Origin of the sequence: Mycobacterium sp. DL440 (assembly GCF_011745145.1) — a bacterium.
GTDB lineage: Bacteria > Actinomycetota > Actinomycetes > Mycobacteriales > Mycobacteriaceae > Mycobacterium.
Window position 1 is genome coordinate 1,972,656 of record NZ_CP050191.1, and the last position, 18,025, is coordinate 1,990,680.

Here is an 18,025-nt window from a genome sequence, read left to right on the forward strand (position 1 = left end):
AGTTGATCAGGAACTACAGTCCGTAGTAGGGCCCGTGTGGATCAGGTGAACCGGAACCAGCGCAGGGCGCAGATCGCGGCGATGGCACCCCACACCACCAGTACGGCCACGCCGAACCAGTCCATCGACAGCGTCATCGCCTGGGTCAGGGATTCGGTGAGGGCTCCGGACGGGGTCAACCGGGCAGCCCAGCGCAAGGCCGACGGCACCGGGCCGCCTTCCAGGGTCAGCGCGCCCAGGCCCGCGAACACGAACCACAGCAGGTTCGCCAGCGCCAGCACGATCTCGGCCTTGAGGGTGCCGCCGAGCAGCAGTCCCAATGCGGCGAACGTGCCGGTACCCAACGCGATGATCACCGCACCCAGCGCCAGCCCCAGCGGCGACGGCCGCCAGCCCAACGCAAAACCTATGGCGCCCAACAGAATTGCCTGCAAGAACACGACGGTCACCACGGCCAGGGATTTGCCCGCGATGATTCCCCACACTGGAAGTGCGGTGGCGCCAAGGCGTTTCAGGGCGCCGTAGCGGCGGTCGAAAGCCACCGCGATGGCCTGACCGGTGAAAGCCGTGGAGATCAGGGCCAAGGCCATGATCGCCGGGGTGAAGGTGCCCGCCCGATCGTCGCCGAACGAGCCCAAAGGCAGCAGCGTCATCCCGACCAGCAGCGTGATCGGGATGAACATCGTCAGCAGAAGTTGTTCGCCGTTGCGCAGCAGCAACTTCAGTTCCAACCCGTACTGGGCGGCCAGCATGGGCGGCACCTTGGCGGGGCGGGGATCGGGGGAGAAGGTGCCCGGGGCGAATCGGTTCGGAGCGCTCGTCATGACCGCAGCTCCCGTCCTGTGAGGTCGAGGAATACATCTTCGAGGCTGCGCTGCTCCACCCGCATATCGGTGGCCAGCACGTTCAGCCGGGCGCACCACGCCGTCACGGTCGCCAGCACCTGCGGGTCGATGTGTCCCTCGACCAGGTACTCGCCCGGTGCCGTCTCGGTGGCCTTGTACTGCTCCGGCAGGGCCGCGGCCAGCAGCGACAGGTCGAGCTTGCGCGGCGCACTGAAACGCAACTGGTTTTCGGCTCCGCTGTGGGTCAGCTCGGCGGGTGTGCCGGTGGCTACCGCCACGCCGTGGTCGATGATCACGATCCGGTCGGCCAGTTCTTCGGCCTCGGCGAGGTGATGGGTGGTCAGCACCACCGTTACACCGTCGCGGCGCAGCGCATCGATCAACTCCCACACCACGATTCGGGCGTGGGCATCCATCCCGGCGGTCGGCTCGTCGAGGAACACCAACTCAGGGCGACCCACCACGGCGCAGGCCAGCGCGAGGCGTTGTTGCTGGCCGCCCGACAGCCGCCGGTAGGTGGTACGGGCGGATTCGGTCAGGCCGAGGGTGTCCATCAACCAGGCCGGATCGAGTGGATCGGCAGCATAGGAGGCGACCAGATTGAGCATCTCGTCGGCCCGGGCTGCCGGGTAGCCGCCGCCGCCCTGCAGCATCACGCCGATTCGCTCTCGCACCTGGGCGTTGTCGGCAACGGGATCCAACCCGAGGATTTCGACACGGCCGCCGTCGGGCCGGATGAATCCCTCGCACATTTCGACGGTGGTGGTCTTGCCCGCCCCGTTCGGGCCGAGGAGGGCCAGTACCTCGGCCCGCTGCACATCGAGGTCCAGGTTGGCGACCGCTGTCGTCGATCCGTAGCGCTTGCTGACGCCGCGGAGCAGCACAGGTTGATCAGAACGCGAGGTCACGGGGATTCAGCGTAGGCGTCGGGGGATTGTGTGGGTGTCGGCGGTGGGCCTGTGTCCGGTTGGCGTGACGCGCGCCACGGCAGTCGACGCCATGTCAGCCCGATCAGGATCAGCACGATCAACGCGCTCGCCAGCGTGGCCATCACGATCTGGAACAAGGTGAACCGGTCGCCGTTGGCCGTCGGGCCGAAGATCCCGACAACCAAAGTGATGGCGATCGTGGACCCACGGAACCCCGGCCGGGTGGCCCACGCGGCCAGCGGGATTATCGCCCACAGCAGGTACCACGGTTGCACCACCGGGAACAGCAGGATGGTGCCGCCCAGGGCGACGCCCAGTCCGCCGACGGGGTGCAACCGGCCGCGCATCACGGCCCACAGCAGCCAGCTGACCAGGATCGCGATCAGGAAGACGCCGATAGCGCGGGTGAGCGCGAGCACCGCGGTGGTGTGGTCACCGAGGCCCAGCAAGATGCCGACCTGGCCGGTGCCCAGCGCCAGCAGGGTCGGCGGTGACATCCAGCTGCGCACCACGTTGGCGGTGCCGAGGGTGGACAGCCAGCCGAAGCCCAGCCCGCTGGCCCAGCCGATCATGCCCATCACCGCCAACGAGATCACGCCGAGTGGGACGCTCGCCACGAAGAACGCCTTGATCGTGCCGCCCAGACGCCACGCCAGTGCCATCCCAACGAATCCGAGTGCGAGCAGGGACGGCAGCTTGACCTGGGAGGACAGCGTGATGAGCACCGTGCCGATCAGCAGCATCGCCGCGGGGTACCAGCGGTCCCAGTCCTCGCGTGAATGCGGCCAGGCCAGTGGGCGAGGGATCCGCGGCGCCGCGTCCGAGGTTGATGTCGCCGACCTGGCGGCTCCGATCCCGCGCAGCGCGAATTCGGTACCCGCCAGCATCAGGCCGAGCATGAGTGCCTCGTTGTGGATCCCGGCGACCAGGTGCATGAAAAGCAGGGGATTACACGCGCCCAGCCAGAGTGCGCTGACCTCGGCGACGCCGCAACGACGGGCCAGCCGGGGCGTCGCCCACACGATGAGCCCGACGCCGAGCAGCACCACGGTGCGGTGACACAGCACCGCGGCGACGATGTTCTCCCCGGTCAGCGCGGAGATTCTCTCGCCGATCCACAGGAACAGCGGTCCGTACGGCGCCGGGGTCTCACGCCACAGACTGGGCACCGACAAGGTAAACACATGATCGAGGCCGAGGCCGGTCGCCGGGCCGACTTGATACGGGTTGAGGCCGATGTAGCCGATCTCACTCTGGGCCAGGTACGAGTAGACGTCCTTGCTGTACATCGGCGGCGCGACCAGCAGCGGGATGGCCCACAGCAGCAGTGTCCGGTCCAGCTGGCTGCGCGACATCCGGCGTGGGCCGAGGACGAATCGCCCGAGCATGAGCCAGGCCAGCGCCATCATCACTGCCCCGGTCGTGGTCATGGTCAGTGACACGGTCTGGATGCGGGAGGGCAGGTTGAGCAGCCGTACCCCGAAGGTCGGGTCCTGTACGACGGGGCGCGCGCCCGCGCCGAGGGCGCCGATCGCCATCAGTACGGTTCCGGTGGCGCCGAAAAGCCGGGTGCGACGTTGTGCGACGACCTCGGCGGCGTTGAGTGGGGACCCGACAGCCCGTTCGTCGCCGTGCCACCGGGCGATCGATGTGCTGAAGGTCGACAGGCGGCTGGCCATCAGGGCAGCGTAACCGTCGGCCGAGGGGGTTTTCGCCCGGCAACGGTGGCCCAGGTCACGTAAGGGTGCCCTTGCTAGAACCGGGAGCGGAATTCCGTCACAATGGTGTTGTGGAAATGCGTCGGACGACTGTGGGCTCTGCTTCGGCTGTGCCGGCATCCGACGGGCACACCCGGCGGTCGATCATCCACCTGTTGCTCGAGGGCCCCATCACCGCGGGGCAGATCGGCGACAGGCTCGGTATCTCGGCGGCCGGCGTACGGCGACACCTCGACGCCCTGATCGAGGCCGGGGACGCGCAGGCCAGCGCCGCCGCCGCGTGGCAGCACAACGGCCGGGGCCGCCCGGCCAAGCGTTACCGGTTGACGGCCGCAGGCCGGGCCAAGCTCGGCCACACCTACGACGACCTCGCCGTCGCCGCGATTCGGCAACTGCGTGAGATCGGTGGCAAGGACGCGGTACGGACTTTCGCGCGGCGCCGGATAGACACCATCCTGGCCGGCGTCACCGAGGGGCCCGGCGGAGTCGCCGACACCGCCGAGCGTGTTGCGGCCGCGTTGACCAGGGCCGGGTATGCCACGACGACGAATCCGGTGGTCGGCCCGATTCACGGGGTGCAGATCTGCCAGCATCACTGTCCGGTATCGCACGTCGCCGAGGAGTTCCCGGAGTTGTGCGAGACGGAGAGTGAGGCGTTCGCCGAGATCCTGGGCACCCACGTGCAGCGCCTGGCGACCATCGTCAACGGTGACTGCGCCTGCACCACCCACGTTCCACTCGATGCGGACGGCCCAGCCCGGACGACCGCAGCGACAAGCCAAACGACAGCGAGCAAACAAGGAGCGGCGACATGACCATCACGCCCGAAACGCCATTGACCCAGGAAGAGACCATCGCGTCGCTGGGCAACTACGGCTACGGCTGGTCGGACTCCGACGTCGCCGGCGCGAGCGCGCAGCGCGGCCTGTCCGAGGCCGTCGTGCGCGACATCTCGGCCAAGAAGAGCGAGCCGGAGTGGATGCTGGAGATCCGCCTGCGGGCGCTGCGCACCTTCGGCAAGAAGCCCATGCCGAACTGGGGTTCCAACCTCGAGGGCATCCACTTCGACAACATCAAGTACTTTGTGCGGTCCAGTGAGAAGCAGGCCGCCACGTGGGACGACCTGCCCGCCGATATCAAGAACACCTACGACAAGTTGGGCATCCCGGAGGCCGAGAAGCAGCGGCTGGTCTCCGGTGTCGCGGCCCAGTACGAGTCCGAGGTGGTCTACCACTCGATCCGCGAGGACCTCGAGGCGCAAGGCGTGATCTTCCTCGACACCGACACCGCACTGAAGGAACACCCGGACCTCTTCAAGAAGTACTTCGGCACGGTGATCCCGGCCGGTGACAACAAGTTCTCGGCGCTGAACACCGCAGTGTGGTCGGGTGGTTCGTTCATCTACGTGCCGCCGGGCGTGCACGTCGACATCCCGCTGCAGGCGTACTTCCGGATCAACACCGAGAACATGGGCCAGTTCGAGCGGACCCTGATCATCGCCGACGAGGGCTCCTACGTGCACTACGTCGAGGGCTGTACCGCACCGATCTACAAGTCCGATTCGTTGCACTCTGCGGTCGTCGAGATCATCGTCAAACCCGGCGCCCGGGTGCGCTACACCACGATTCAGAACTGGTCGAACAACGTCTACAACCTGGTGACAAAGCGGGCCCGGGCCGAGGCCGGCGCCACGATGGAGTGGATCGACGGCAACATCGGCTCCAAGGTCACCATGAAGTACCCCGCGGTCTGGATGACCGGTGAGCATGCCAAGGGCGAGGTGCTCTCGGTGGCGTTCGCCGGTGAGGGCCAGCACCAGGACACGGGTGCCAAGATGCTGCACCTGGCTCCGCACACGTCGTCCAACATCGTCTCCAAGTCGGTGGCCCGCGGCGGTGGCCGCGCGTCCTACCGCGGCCTGGTCCAGGTCAACAAGGGCGCGCACGGTAGCCGCTCGAGCGTGAAATGTGATGCGCTGCTGGTCGATACGATCAGCCGCTCGGACACCTACCCGTACGTCGACATCCGTGAGGACGACGTCACGATGGGCCATGAGGCCACGGTGTCCAAGGTCAGCGAGGATCAGCTGTTCTACCTGATGAGCCGCGGTATGACCGAGGACGAGGCCATGGCGATGGTGGTGCGCGGCTTCGTCGAGCCCATCGCCAAGGAACTGCCCATGGAATACGCGCTTGAGCTGAACCGGCTCATCGAGCTGCAGATGGAAGGCGCGGTCGGTTAAGTGACACAGAATCTCACTGAAGCGGTCGAGGGGGTCGCTCACAATAAGGGCGAGCTGTTCGCATCGTTCGACGTCAACGCCTTCGAGGTCCCCGGTGGTCGCGATGAGCTGTGGCGGTTCACCCCGCTCAAGCGGCTTCGCGGCCTGCACGACGGCTCCGCGGTAGCCAATGGCAAGGCCGGCATCACCGTGACAGAGCGGCCGGGCGTGACAGTGGAGACCGTCGGCCGTGACGACAAGCGTCTCGGCGAGGGTGGTGTGCCCACCGATCGCGTTGCGGCCCAGGCTTTCTCGTCGTTCGAGACGGCGACGGTGGTGACGGTCAAGCGCGATACCGAGGTCGCCGAGCCGATCGAGATCGTCATCGACGGACCTGGTGTGGATACCGTGGGCTACGGACATCTACAGATCCGGGTCGAGGAACTGTCCCGGGCGATCGTCGTGGTCGACCTGCGCGGCAGCGGGATCTACGCCGACAACGTCGAGATCATCGTGGGCGATGCGGCCGGCCTCGGCGTCATCTGGATCGCCGACTGGGCCGACGACATGGTGCATGTCAGCGCCCACCACGCCAAGCTCGGCAAGGACGCGGTGCTCGGACACGTCAATGTCACGCTAGGTGGCGATGTGGTGCGCACCTCGGCCACCGTGCGGTTCACCGGACCCGGCGGTGACGCCAAGTTGCTCGGAACCTACTTCGCCGACGACGGTCAGTTCTTCGAGTCGCGGCTGTTGGTCGATCACGCTCAGCCGCACTGTAAGTCCGACGTCCTCTACAAGGGTGCGTTGCAGGGTGATCCGGATTCCGACAAGCCCGACGCACACACCGTGTGGATCGGCGACGTGCTGATCCGGGCCGAGGCCACCGGCACCGACACCTTCGAGGTGAACCGCAACCTGGTGCTCACCGACGGCGCCCGCGCCGATTCGGTGCCCAACCTCGAGATCGAGACCGGCGAGATCGTCGGCGCCGGGCACGCCAGTGCCACCGGGCGTTTCGATGACGAGCAGTTGTTCTATCTGCGCGCCCGCGGCATCCCCGAAGAGCAGGCCCGCCGCTTGGTCGTGCGTGGATTCTTCAACGAGATCATCGCCAAGATCGCTGTCCCGGAGGTGCGTGAGCGCCTGACCACAGCAATCGAGCAAGAACTGCAAAAGACCGAAATTAACGAATCGAGAACTTCGTAGTCATGACCACTCTGGAAATCAAGGACCTGCACGTCTCGGTCAACGCCACCGAAGGCGCTGAGAACACCGAGATCCCGATCCTCAAGGGTGTCGACCTCACCGTGAAGTCGGGGGAGACGCACGCGGTGATGGGACCCAACGGTTCGGGCAAGTCGACGCTGTCCTACGCGATCGCCGGCCATCCCAAGTACATCGTCACCTCGGGCTCGATCACCCTCGACGGGCAGGACGTCCTCGAGATGAGCATCGACGAGCGGGCGCGCGCAGGTCTCTTCCTGGCTATGCAGTACCCGGTCGAGGTGCCCGGCGTATCGATGTCGAACTTCCTGCGCACCGCGGCCACTGCTGTTCGAGGCGAGGCTCCGAAGCTGCGGCACTGGGTCAAAGAGGTCAAGGGCGCGATGGCCGACCTGGACATCGACCCCGCGTTCAGTGAGCGCAGTGTCAACGAGGGCTTCTCCGGCGGCGAGAAGAAGCGCCACGAGATCCTGCAGCTCGGGCTGCTCAAGCCGAAGATCGCGATCCTCGACGAGACTGACTCGGGCCTGGACGTCGATGCGCTGCGCATCGTGAGCGAGGGTGTCAACCGTTACGCCGAGGCCGAGCACGGCGGCGTTCTGCTGATCACGCACTACACCCGCATCCTGCGCTACATCCAGCCGCAGTTCGTGCACGTGTTTGTCGGTGGGCGCATCGTGGAATCGGGTGGGCCCGAACTCGCCGACGAGCTCGAAGAGAACGGATACGTGCGCTTCACCCAAGCCGTCGGAGCCTGATATGACCACCGCGGCGGTGACATTGGACCAGGCCGGGTTGGCCAGGATCAGAGCTGATTTCCCGATTCTGAGCCGGGTCATGCGTGGTGGAAAGCAGTTGGCGTATCTGGATTCCGGTGCGACGTCGCAGAAGCCGCTGCAGGTGCTCGACGCCGAACGGGAGTTCCTCACCACTTCCAACGGTGCGGTACATCGCGGTGCGCATCAGCTGATGGAAGAGGCCACCGACGCCTACGAGCAGGGCCGCGCGGACATTGCGGCGTTCGTCGGGGCCGAGCCCGACGAGTTGGTGTTCACAAAGAACGCCACCGAGTCGATCAACCTGGTGTCGTATGTGCTGGGGGACAAGCGGTTCGAGCATGCCGTCGGCCCGGGTGACGTCATCGTCACCACCGAGCTGGAACACCACGCGAACCTGATTCCGTGGCAGGAGTTGGCCCAGCGGACCGGTGCAACGCTGAAGTGGTACGGCGTGACCGAAGACGGCCGCATCGACCTGGACTCACTTGAGCTCGACGAACGGGTGAAAGTCGTGGCCTTCAGTCATCATTCGAACGTCACGGGTGCGGTCGCGCCGGTGGCTGAGTTGGTGTCGCGGGCCAAGGCGGTCGGTGCTCTCACCGTGCTGGACGCCTGCCAATCTGTGCCGCACCAGCCGGTCGACTTCCATGCTCTCGATGTCGATTTCGCGGCGTTCTCCGGTCACAAGATGCTCGGTCCCACCGGGATCGGGGTGCTGTACGGACGGCAGGACCTGCTGAATGCGATGCCGCCGTTCATCACCGGTGGCTCCATGATCGAGACGGTCACGATGGAGCAGACCACTTACGCCCCGGCCCCGCAGCGGTTCGAGGCGGGCACCCCGATGACCTCGCAGGTGGTCGGATTAGCCGCTGCTGCAAGGTATTTGAGTGACATCGGGATGGGCGCGGTCGAGGCGCACGAAGCTGAGCTGGTCGCGGCCGCGCTGGAAGGGCTGTCCGGTATTCCGCAGGTGCGGATCATCGGTCCGACGACGACTGACCATCGCGGATCGCCGGTCAGTTTCGTGGTCGACGGGATCCACGCTCACGACGTCGGGCAGGTGCTCGACGACGAGGGCGTCGCGGTGCGCGTCGGGCACCATTGCGCCTGGCCGCTGCATCGTCGCTTCGGGATCGCCGCCACCGCTCGTGCGTCCTTCGCGGTGTACAACACGCTCGACGAGGTGGACCGCCTGGTGGCCGGTATCAACCGCGCCGTGGAGTTCTTCTCGTGAAAATGGAACAGATGTACCAGGAAGTGATCCTGGACCACTACAAGCATCCGCATCACCGCGGACTGCGCGAGCCCTTCGCCACCGAGGTGCACCACGTCAATCCGACCTGCGGTGACGAGGTGACGCTACGGGTCGCGCTCTCCGACGATGCCGAGACGGTGACGGACATCTCCTATGACGGGCAGGGCTGTTCGATCAGCCAGGCCGCAACCTCGGTGCTCACCGACCAGGTGATCGGCCAGAGCGTCGGTGATGCCCTCAAGACGGTCGAGGCCTTCACCGAGATGATTTCCTCACGCGGAAACGTGGAGGGGGACGAAGATGTACTCGGTGACGGCATCGCGTTCGCGGGTGTCGCGAAGTACCCGGCGCGGGTGAAGTGCGCGTTGCTGGGGTGGATGGCTTTTAAGGATGCGCTGGTGCAGGCCAGCGATGACGTGAAGGAACAGCGATGAGCGAGGTACCGGCGGGCACGAGCGAAGCGAGCGGGGATGTGACTGGGGCTTCTGACGAACTGCTCGCCGACGTCGAGGAGGCCATGCGCGACGTGGTGGACCCCGAGCTGGGCATCAATGTCGTCGATTTAGGTCTGGTCTACGGGCTCAACGTCGAGCAGGGTGACGAGGGGTCGGTCGCACTGATCGACATGACACTCACGTCGGCGGCGTGCCCGCTGACCGATGTGATCGAGGACCAGACCCGCACCGCACTGGTCGGCGCCGGACTGGTCAACGAGATCAAGCTCAATTGGGTGTGGAACCCGCCGTGGGGTCCGGACAAGATCACCGACGACGGCCGCGAGCAATTGCGCGCGCTTGGTTTCACCGTCTGATCACGGCGGCCCACTTCTCTGGCTATCCGACAGGCGGATTGTCCCCGGACGGACCGTACGGTCCGTTCTGTGGGGTTTGACCATTGCCGCCGTGGGACTGCCCCGGCGGCGACACCACGACGCTGGCGCTACCGGGCTTTTGGCAAACCGTGGCGGCTTGGTTCTGGGTGCACGGCGCTGGCGGTTCCTCGGCAGACGCAGTAGCTCCGAGAGCAACAGCGCCAGCGGCCCCGCCGGCGGCCAGAATCTGCAAGACGAACAAGAGTGGTTTGGACATCGGCACCTCCTCAGGCGCACTTTGGGTTGACCGCCGCCAGTACTGGACGGGCGGCGGTGTTGCGCCGGGCTCCAGATGTGAACGGCAGCCCGGCCCGCATCGGCAACAGTTATCGAGTACCCGCGCGGAGGAACGCCGAACCCTTCGAGCCTGTGGATAACTCTCGATTTCGGGGTGAATTCAGCCCGTACCTGTCGGATGCGCTCGTTAGCTTCCGGGCAATGGGACCAAAGCGGTCTCGCTGACCGGGGAGGCACTGGCATGAACACCGAAGTCGAGCAACTGCGCGCAGCCTGCGAGCGTGACCTGGGCGACCCGGCTGGCTGGCCCGAGCCAACGGGGTATCCAAACTCCTTGGCGCTGTGCATCATTGATGCGATCTACGTCACCGGGGCGCGTCACCTGACCGTCGAGAAAGTGGTGGAGCGGTGCCGCAGTTACCGAGCCGGCCAAGGAGGCGATGCCGACACCGACGGCGCCGCCGAACTCCTGGCGAACGTCGACGCGCTCGGCGGTCCCGAGCCGTGGGCATCGGAGATCGGCAATCGTCGTCCCACGTCGACCGCCAAGGACGCGCCGCTGCGGTCGGCTGCACTGGTCGAGGCCGGGCGGGCGCTCGCCGAGTTGGGGATCGAGACCGCCGCGGACCTGCGTGCGGTCGCCGAGGACGGTGAGCGGTGCGGGCAGGCGAGAGCAGCCTGGTGTGCGGTGCCCGGGCAGCGGTCAGGCTTCACCTGGGCGTATCTCGTGCTCCTTGCCCAGGTGCCGGACGTCAGCATAGATGCTGCCGTGGCCGGCTACGTGGTTCGCGAGGTCGGTACGTCCGACCCCCTCGCGGTGCTGCGTGCCGTGTCCGACGCCGCAGGCTGGGATCTCACGCGCTCCACACTGCTCTTTGGCGGTTCGAGTCGGGGCAACGTCGTGAGCTGCCTTCGTCCGCCTGAGCCGGCACAGGCCGTGCCGGCGGATCCGGGCCGGGTGAACCGGTGGCGCGACGACACGCTGGGCGGGTTCGCCGGCTACGACGCCGAACCTGCGCTGGCCAGGCTCTACTGAAATAGGCTGGGAACAGGCCGCTACGCCCCGACGTTAGGAAGAGCGTGAGTACGCAGGACATCACCACAGAACAGTTCGACGACATCGTCAAAGGCAACGAAATCGTGTTGGTCGATTTCTGGGCGTCGTGGTGCGGACCATGCCGGGCGTTTGCACCGACATACAAGGCCGCTTCCGAGAACCACCCCGATGTTGTCTTCGCCAAGGTGGACACCGAGGCTGAGCAGGGGTTGGCTGCCGCCGCCGAGATCCGGTCGATTCCCACCCTGATGGCCTTCAAGAAGGGCAAGTTGGTCTTCAACCAGGCCGGGGTGCTGCCGCCGGCGGCGCTCGAGGACCTGGTTCAGAAGATCAAGGAGTTCGACATCGACGCGGCCATGAAAGAGCAGGCCGCTGAGGACGACGCCGAACAAGTGTGATCACCGGCACGCGATAGCGTGCTGTCCGTGACTGCGCAGAACGAATTCGTACTGGTCGACCGTTCCCGGCCGGACGTGGCCTTGGTGACCCTCAACCGGCCGGAGCGGATGAACTCGATGGCGTTCGACGTCATGGTCCCGCTCAAGGCTGTCCTGGAAGAGCTGCGCTACGACAACAGCGTGCGTGTGGTGGTGCTGACCGGGGCCGGTCGGGGGTTCTCGTCCGGAGCCGACCACAAGTCGGCTGGGTCGGTGCCGCACGTCGCCGGCCTGACCCGGCCGACGTACGCGCTGCGGTCGATGGAGATCCTCGACGATGTGATTCTCGCCCTACGGCGGCTGCATCAGCCGGTGATCGCCGCCGTCAACGGCGCGGCCATCGGGGGCGGTCTCTGCCTGGCCCTGGCCTGTGACGTCCGAGTGGCTGCCGAGGGCGCCTACTTCCGCGCCGCGGGTATCAACAACGGGCTTACCGCCAGTGAGCTGGGCTTGTCCTACCTGCTGCCACGCGCTATCGGGTCGTCACGTGCCTTTGAGATCATGTTGACCGGCCGCGACGTCGACGCTCAGGAGGCTGCGCGCATCGGTCTGGTGTCCAGCGTGGTGGCCGAGGAAGCACTTCTGGAGACCTGTTACGGCATGGCGGAACGGATGGCGGCATTCTCCCGACCGGGTATCGAGTTGACCAAGCGCACACTTTGGAGTGGACTGGACGCCGCTAGCCTGGAGGGGCACATGCAGGCCGAGGGCCTGGGACAACTCTTCGTGCGTCTGCTCACCGCAAACTTTGAGGAAGCGGTTGCCGCGCGCGCGGAGAAACGGCCCGCAGCTTTTGCCGACGACAAGTAAGACGACAAATTAGGAGGACCGCAGCGTGATCACCGCAACGGACCTGGAGGTCCGCGCCGGCGCGCGCACGCTGCTGTCCTTCGAGGGCTCGGCACTGCGGGTGCAACCCGGTGACCGGATCGGACTGGTCGGGCGTAACGGCGCAGGCAAGACCACCACGATGCGGATTCTGGCCGGCGAGGGCGAGCCGTACGCCGGATCTGTCACGACGATCGGTGAAACCGGTTATCTGCCACAGGATCCCAAAGAAGGTGACCTCGACGTCCTGGCCCGTGACCGGGTGCTGTCGGCCCGTGGTCTCGACACACTGCTGGCGGACCTGGAGAAGCAGCAGGTCTTGATGGCCGAGGTCGCCGATGACGCGGCTCGGGACAAGGCGGTCCGCAAGTACGGTCAGCTCGAAGAGCGGTTCTCGGCGCTCGGCGGGTACGCGGCCGAGAGTGAGGCCGGGCGGATCTGCGCGAGCCTGGGCCTGCCGGATCGGGTGCTGACGCAGCCGCTGCGCACGCTCTCCGGTGGTCAGCGTCGCCGCGTCGAACTGGCCCGCATCCTGTTCGCGGCGAGCGACACCGGTTCCGGGTCTGCCACTACGCTGTTACTCGACGAGCCCACCAACCACCTCGACGCGGACTCGATCGGCTGGTTGCGGGACTTCCTGCACAACCACACCGGTGGGCTCGTCGTCATCAGTCACGATGTCGACCTGCTCGACGAGGTCGTCAACCGGGTGTGGTTCCTCGACGCGGTGCGCGGTGAGGCCGACGTCTACAACATGGGCTGGAAGAAGTACCTCGACGCGCGCGCCACCGACGAGCAGCGTCGCCGCCGCGAACGCGCAAATGCTGAGAAGAAGGCCGGCGCGTTGCGGGCCCAGGCTGCCAAGATGGGTGCCAAAGCCACCAAAGCCGTTGCCGCACAGAATATGTTGCGTCGGGCTGAGCGGATGATCGCCGAGCTCGACGCCGAGCGGGTGGCCGACAAGGTGGCCCGGATCAAGTTCCCGACGCCCGCCCCGTGTGGCAAGACCCCGTTGGTGGCCAAGGGGCTCACCAAGACATACGGGTCGCTGGAGATCTTCACCGGTGTCGACCTGGCCATCGACCGGGGATCCCGCGTGGTGGTGCTCGGCCTCAACGGTGCCGGCAAGACGACCCTGTTGCGACTGCTGGCGGGCGCCGAAACCGCCGACGCCGGAGCGCTGGAACCCGGTCACGGTTGCAAGATCGGGTACTTCGCCCAGGAACACGACACCCTCGACAACGGGTCGACCGTGTGGGAGAACATCCGCCACGCCGCGCCCGACACCGGCGAACAGGATCTGCGCGGTCTGCTGGGTGCCTTCATGTTCACCGGACCGCAGCTCGATCAGCCGGCGGGCACACTGTCCGGCGGTGAGAAGACGCGGTTGGCTCTGGCAGGCCTGGTTGCTTCGACGGCCAATGTGTTGTTGTTGGACGAGCCGACCAACAACCTCGATCCGGCGTCACGAGAGCAGGTCCTCGATGCGCTGCGAAGCTACCAGGGGGCGGTCGTGTTAGTGACCCACGATCCGGGCGCGGCCGAGGCGCTGGATCCGCAGCGTGTGGTGCTTCTGCCCGACGGCACCGAGGACTTCTGGTCCAGCGAATACCGGGATCTCATCGAGCTCGCCTGACCACGAATCCTCAAGAACCACCGCACTTTCGAGTACGTCAATATAAGACGTTGGACAAATCGGCCCATCGGTGTGTGTGTGGTTTCTAGTGTGGGTACCCGTCGGGACATCACAAGCGGGAGATGTCGATGAGGGATATGAACAAGAATCACAGCGAACTGCTGACAGAGCTTCGTAAGGCGTACGAGGGGGGTGCCAGTATTCGCTCGCTCGTGGCCAAGACCGGACGTTCCTACGGCTCGATCCATAGCCTGCTGCGTGAGTCTGGAACGACCATGCGCAGCCGCGGTGGGCCCAATCACCGTACCCGGGCCAGGGCGTGACAAGCACAACCGCTGTGCGGTAGCGAGATTCAGCGATCGTTCGGCGTCGCCTGCCGGACGCTGTCCTCGACCAGGTCGAGCACTGCGGTCAGGTTCTTCGGGTCCTCACCGGAGGCGATCCGGGCCACCAGGCCGTCGAGCACGAGGTCCAGATAGATGTGCAGGACCGCACTCGGCACGTCGTCGCGCAGTCGACCGGCCTGCTTCTGCCGGCGCAGACGCTCGGTGATGGCGGCATCCAACTCGGCTGACCGTTCGGCCCAGCCCCGGTGAAAAGCCGGATCGTTGCGCAACTTTCGGGCGATCTCCAGCCGCGTGGCCAGCCAGTCGAACTGCTCGGGTGCGGCGAGCATGTTCCGCATCACCTGAATCAATCCCTCGCGGGCGGCCACTTCGGCCATCCGCTCGGCGTCCTCCCGAGCCAGTTCGAAGAACAAGGTGTCCTTGTCCTTGAAGTGGTGAAAGATTGCGCCGCGCGACAGCCCGATGGTTTCTTCGAGCCGCCGCACGGTCGCACTCTCGTATCCGTACTGACCGAAGCAGCGCCGGGCGCCGTCGAGAATCTGACGGCGCCGGGCTGCGAGGTGGTCGTCCGTCACCCGTGGCACTTAACACACACTCCTCGCGCAAGCGCTCGTCGGCCGGCCCTTGGCTGCTTCGGTCGGTCTGATCGGGATTACTTCGACTTCAGCATGTTGCGCAGCACGTACTGCAGGATGCCGCCGTTGCGGTAGTAGTCGGCCTCACCGGGGGTGTCGATACGGACCACGGCGTCGAACTCCACCTTGCTGCCGTCTTCGCGGGTGGCGGTGACCTTGACGGTCTTCGGAGTCTTGCCGGTGTTGAGCTCCTCGACGCCGGTGATGTCGTACGTCTCGGTGCCGTCGAGCTTGAGGCTCGCGGCCGACTCGCCCACGGGGAACTGCAGCGGGATGACACCCATGCCGATCAGGTTCGACCGGTGGATGCGCTCGAAGGACTCGGTAATGACGGCCTTCACGCCCAGCAGCACTGTGCCCTTGGCGGCCCAGTCACGCGAGGAGCCCGAACCGTACTCCTTGCCGCCCAGGACGACCAGCGGGATGCCGGCTTCCTTGTAATTGACCGAGGCGTCGTAGATGAACGCCTGCGGGCCATCCGGCTGGGTGAAGTCACGTGTGTAGCCGCCGGAGACGTCGTCGAGCAGCTGGTTCTTGAGCCGGATGTTGGCGAACGTGCCGCGGATCATCACCTCATGGTTGCCGCGTCGCGACCCCAGCGAGTTGTAGTCCTTGCGCTCAACGCCGTTGGCGTCCAGGTACTGCGCGGCCGGGGTGCCCGGCTTGATCGAACCTGCCGGGCTGATGTGATCGGTGGTCACCGAATCACCCAGCAGGGCAAGGACTCTGGCGCCCTTGATGTCGACGACCGGCTCCGGCTCGGCGGGCATGCCGTCGAAGTACGGCGCCTTGCGCACGTAGGTGGAGGCGTCGTCCCACTCGAAGATGTTGCCTTCAGGGGTGGAGAGCGAACGCCAGCGGTCGTCGCCCTTGAACACATCGGCGTAGGAGTCGGTGAACATCTCCCGGTTGATCGAGGAGGCGATGGTCTCCTCGATCTCGGCGGCCGTCGGCCAGATGTCCTTCAGGAAGACGTCCTTGCCGTCATGGTCCTGACCGAGCGGGTCGGTTTCGAAATCGAAGTCCATGGTGCCCGCGATGCCGTAGGCGATCACCAGTGGCGGGGAGGCCAGGTAGTTCATCTTGACGTCGGGGGAGATGCGACCCTCGAAGTTGCGGTTACCCGAGAGCACCGCGGTCACCGACAGGTCGTTGTCGTTGATGGCCTTGGAGATCTCGTCGGGCAGCGGACCGGTGTTGCCGATGCACGTGGTGCAGCCGTAGCCGCCCAGGTAGTAGCCCAGCTTCTCCAGGTACGGCCAGAGACCGGCCTTGTTGTAGTAGTCGGTGACGACCTGCGAACCCGGAGCCATGTTGGTCTTGACCCACGGCTTGCTGGTCAGCCCCTTCTCGACGGCCTTCTTGGCCAGCAGCGCCGCGCCCAGCATGACCGTCGGGTTGGAGGTGTTGGTGCACGAGGTGATGCCTGCGACGACGACGGCGCCGTGGTCCAGCACGAAGTCGCCGCGCTCCTCGGAGCGCACAGTGATGGGCTTGGACGGCCGACCCTCGGAGCCGTTGGCTGCCGACGGACGCACGTCGATCGCACCGTCGTCGGCGAACGACAGCTTGGCCGGGTCCGAGGCCGGGAACGACTCCTCGACCGCCTCGTCGAGCTGCGTGTGCGGGGTCGGCAGGTTCTCCTCGACGTAGTTGTGGATGTCCTTGCGGAACGCGTTCTTGGCGTCGGTCAGCTCGATGCGGTCCTGCGGGCGCTTCGGGCCGGAGATCGAGGGCACCACGGTGGACAAGTCCAGCTCGATGTACTCGGAGAAGGCCGGCTCGTGATCCGCGTTGTGCCACATGCCCTGCGTCTTGGCGTAGGCCTCGACCAGTGCCAGCTGCTGCTCGGTGCGCCCGGTCAGCCGCAGGTAGTTGATGGTCTCTTCGTCGATCGGGAAGATCGCTGCGGTGGAACCGAATTCGGGGCTCATGTTGCCCAGGGTGGCGCGGTTGGCCAGCGGCACCTCGGCCACGCCCTTGCCGTAGAACTCGACGAACTTGCCGACGACGCCGTGCTTGCGCAGCATGTCGGTGACGGTGAGCACCACGTCGGTGGCGGTCACGCCGGGCTTGATCTCACCGGTCAGCTTGAAGCCGACGACGCGGGGGATGAGCATCGAGACGGGCTGGCCCAGCATGGCGGCCTCGGCCTCGATCCCGCCGACGCCCCAGCCCAGCACACCGAGGCCGTTCTCCATGGTGGTGTGGCTGTCGGTGCCCACGCAGGTGTCCGGGTAGGCCACCCCATCGCGCTCGAACACCACCCGGGCCAGATATTCGATGTTGACCTGATGCACGATGCCGGTGCCCGGGGGGACGACCTTGAAGTCGTCGAACGCGCCTTGGCCCCAGCGCAGGAACTGGTAGCGCTCGGAGTTGCGCTCGTACTCGAGTTCGACGTTGCGCTCGAAGGCGCCGGCATTGCCGAACACGTCGAGGATCACCGAGTGGTCGATGACCATCTCCGCCGGCGAGAGCGGGTTCACCTTGTCCGGGTCCCCACCCAGGGCCGCGACCGCCTCGCGCATGGTGGCCAGGTCGACGATGCACGGCACGCCGGTGAAGTCCTGCATCAACACCCGCGCCGGGGTGAACTGGATCTCGATGCTCGGCTCGGCCGAGGGATCCCAGTTGGCGATGGCCTCGATGTGGTCCTTGGTGATGTTGGCGCCGTCCTCGGTCCGCAGGAGGTTCTCCGCGAGCACCTTGAGGCTGTAGGGCAGTTTCTCGGTACCAGGTACCGCGTCCAGGCGATAGATCTCGTAGCTTTGGTCCCCGACAGTCAGTGTGTCGCGGGCACCAAATGAGTTAAGGGACGAATTTTCCGTATTCTCGCTGCTCACATCAACTCCCGGCTCGATCTCGCCGCGACGGGCTGTGTCGACGGCGTTCCGATGCTAACAGTACGCTTGTCCTGCAAGGCCCGGCGGGCCGGGGTCCAGTCTTCCCTTGTCGGGTGCTCGATGCCAGCGGGTCGGGTGGATCCGTCGGTTCCGT

General features: G+C 66.0%; 17 protein-coding genes. 12 read left to right on the forward strand and 5 right to left on the reverse strand.

The genetic code is table 11. The features are described 5' to 3' along the window. Nucleotides 1–41: 41 nt before the first annotated feature. Genes HBE63_RS09740 through mptB form a run of 3 tightly spaced genes read right to left on the reverse strand, consistent with a single transcriptional unit; the run spans nucleotide 42 to nucleotide 3,453 of the window. Nucleotides 42–824 (reverse strand): ABC transporter permease, encoded by a 783-nt coding sequence (locus HBE63_RS09740; RefSeq protein ID WP_166904563.1) that lies wholly within the window; start codon nucleotides 822–824, stop codon nucleotides 42–44. Next, nucleotides 821–1,753, reverse strand: a complete 933-nt coding sequence (locus tag HBE63_RS09745; RefSeq protein WP_166904564.1) for an ABC transporter ATP-binding protein — start codon at nucleotides 1,751–1,753, stop codon at nucleotides 821–823. The genes HBE63_RS09740 and HBE63_RS09745 overlap by 4 nt, the downstream gene beginning before the upstream one ends. Continuing rightward, entirely contained in the window at nucleotides 1,750–3,453 is a 1,704-nt protein-coding gene (gene mptB, locus HBE63_RS09750) for a polyprenol phosphomannose-dependent alpha 1,6 mannosyltransferase MptB (RefSeq protein WP_166904565.1), read from the reverse strand. Before mptB ends, HBE63_RS09745 begins: the two co-directional genes overlap by 4 nt. Nucleotides 3,454–3,569: 116 nt before the next feature. On the opposite strand from mptB, the gene HBE63_RS09755 reads away from it, so the two are divergent. From HBE63_RS09755 to HBE63_RS31360, 12 genes are all read left to right on the forward strand, one after another. Next, nucleotides 3,570–4,307: a metalloregulator ArsR/SmtB family transcription factor gene (locus HBE63_RS09755; protein WP_243858590.1), complete on the forward strand. Its 738-nt coding sequence runs from the start codon at nucleotides 3,570–3,572 to the stop codon at nucleotides 4,305–4,307. Continuing rightward, nucleotides 4,304–5,734, forward strand: coding sequence for a Fe-S cluster assembly protein SufB (sufB, locus tag HBE63_RS09760; protein WP_166904567.1), 1,431 nt, complete (start codon nucleotides 4,304–4,306; stop codon nucleotides 5,732–5,734). The genes HBE63_RS09755 and sufB overlap by 4 nt, the downstream gene beginning before the upstream one ends. Beyond that, nucleotides 5,735–6,922: a Fe-S cluster assembly protein SufD gene (gene sufD / locus HBE63_RS09765; RefSeq protein ID WP_166904568.1), complete on the forward strand. Its 1,188-nt coding sequence runs from the start codon at nucleotides 5,735–5,737 to the stop codon at nucleotides 6,920–6,922. Nucleotides 6,923–6,924: 2 nt separating this feature from the next. Next, nucleotides 6,925–7,698 (forward strand): Fe-S cluster assembly ATPase SufC, encoded by a 774-nt coding sequence (gene sufC / locus HBE63_RS09770; RefSeq protein ID WP_166904569.1) that lies wholly within the window; start codon nucleotides 6,925–6,927, stop codon nucleotides 7,696–7,698. Between the two features lies 1 nt (nucleotide 7,699). Beyond that, on the forward strand, nucleotides 7,700–8,956 hold the full coding sequence (locus HBE63_RS09775; protein WP_166904570.1) for a cysteine desulfurase: 1,257 nt from the start codon (nucleotides 7,700–7,702) through the stop codon (nucleotides 8,954–8,956). Between the two features lie 2 nt (nucleotides 8,957–8,958). Then, nucleotides 8,959–9,411 carry a Fe-S cluster assembly sulfur transfer protein SufU gene (sufU, locus tag HBE63_RS09780; RefSeq protein ID WP_166904571.1) on the forward strand — a complete coding sequence of 151 codons (453 nt, stop codon included), beginning with the start codon at nucleotides 8,959–8,961 and terminating at the stop codon, nucleotides 9,409–9,411. Continuing rightward, entirely contained in the window at nucleotides 9,408–9,788 is a 381-nt protein-coding gene (locus tag HBE63_RS09785) for a metal-sulfur cluster assembly factor (RefSeq protein ID WP_166904572.1), read from the forward strand. Before sufU ends, HBE63_RS09785 begins: the two co-directional genes overlap by 4 nt. A gap of 538 nt (nucleotides 9,789–10,326) precedes the next feature. Then, complete coding sequence (locus HBE63_RS09790; protein WP_371814943.1) at nucleotides 10,327–11,121, forward strand: heme peroxidase; 795 nt, start codon at nucleotides 10,327–10,329, stop codon at nucleotides 11,119–11,121. Between the two features lie 44 nt (nucleotides 11,122–11,165). Next, the gene (trxA, locus tag HBE63_RS09795; protein ID WP_166904573.1) at nucleotides 11,166–11,540 is read left to right on the forward strand and encodes a thioredoxin; all 375 of its coding nucleotides are present in this window, start codon (nucleotides 11,166–11,168) and stop codon (nucleotides 11,538–11,540) included. A gap of 18 nt (nucleotides 11,541–11,558) precedes the next feature. Then, nucleotides 11,559–12,389: an enoyl-CoA hydratase gene (locus tag HBE63_RS09800; protein WP_166904574.1), complete on the forward strand. Its 831-nt coding sequence runs from the start codon at nucleotides 11,559–11,561 to the stop codon at nucleotides 12,387–12,389. A 25-nt stretch (nucleotides 12,390–12,414) separates the two neighbouring features. Further along, nucleotides 12,415–14,043, forward strand: a complete 1,629-nt coding sequence (locus HBE63_RS09805; protein ID WP_166904575.1) for an ABC-F family ATP-binding cassette domain-containing protein — start codon at nucleotides 12,415–12,417, stop codon at nucleotides 14,041–14,043. Between the two features lie 128 nt (nucleotides 14,044–14,171). Then, nucleotides 14,172–14,366: a helix-turn-helix domain-containing protein gene (locus tag HBE63_RS31360; protein WP_166904576.1), complete on the forward strand. Its 195-nt coding sequence runs from the start codon at nucleotides 14,172–14,174 to the stop codon at nucleotides 14,364–14,366. Between the two features lie 29 nt (nucleotides 14,367–14,395). Here the strand turns inward: HBE63_RS31360 and HBE63_RS09815 are convergent, their stop codons facing one another. Beyond that, nucleotides 14,396–14,974, reverse strand: coding sequence for a TetR/AcrR family transcriptional regulator (locus tag HBE63_RS09815; protein ID WP_166904577.1), 579 nt, complete (start codon nucleotides 14,972–14,974; stop codon nucleotides 14,396–14,398). 68 nt (nucleotides 14,975–15,042) lie between these two features. Next, entirely contained in the window at nucleotides 15,043–17,871 is a 2,829-nt protein-coding gene (locus HBE63_RS09820; RefSeq protein ID WP_166904578.1) for an aconitate hydratase, read from the reverse strand. Nucleotides 17,872–18,025 lie beyond the last annotated feature (154 nt).

Bases quoted from the DNA above. Each gene is read 5' to 3' on its own strand.
- HBE63_RS09740 (WP_166904563.1), bottom strand. From the start codon at position 824: ATGACGAGCGCTCCGAACCGATTCGCCCCGGGCACCTTCTCCCCCGAT.
- mptB (WP_166904565.1), bottom strand. From the start codon at position 3,453: ATGGCCAGCCGCCTGTCGACCTTCAGCACATCGATCGCCCGGTGGCAC.
- HBE63_RS09755 (WP_243858590.1), top strand. From the start codon at position 3,570: ATGCGTCGGACGACTGTGGGCTCTGCTTCGGCTGTGCCGGCATCCGAC.
- sufB (WP_166904567.1), top strand. From the start codon at position 4,304: ATGACCATCACGCCCGAAACGCCATTGACCCAGGAAGAGACCATCGCG.
- sufC (WP_166904569.1), top strand. From the start codon at position 6,925: ATGACCACTCTGGAAATCAAGGACCTGCACGTCTCGGTCAACGCCACC.
- HBE63_RS09775 (WP_166904570.1), top strand. From the start codon at position 7,700: ATGACCACCGCGGCGGTGACATTGGACCAGGCCGGGTTGGCCAGGATC.
- sufU (WP_166904571.1), top strand. From the start codon at position 8,959: ATGGAACAGATGTACCAGGAAGTGATCCTGGACCACTACAAGCATCCG.
- HBE63_RS09785 (WP_166904572.1), top strand. From the start codon at position 9,408: ATGAGCGAGGTACCGGCGGGCACGAGCGAAGCGAGCGGGGATGTGACT.
- HBE63_RS09790 (WP_371814943.1), top strand. From the start codon at position 10,327: ATGAACACCGAAGTCGAGCAACTGCGCGCAGCCTGCGAGCGTGACCTG.
- HBE63_RS31360 (WP_166904576.1), top strand. From the start codon at position 14,172: ATGAGGGATATGAACAAGAATCACAGCGAACTGCTGACAGAGCTTCGT.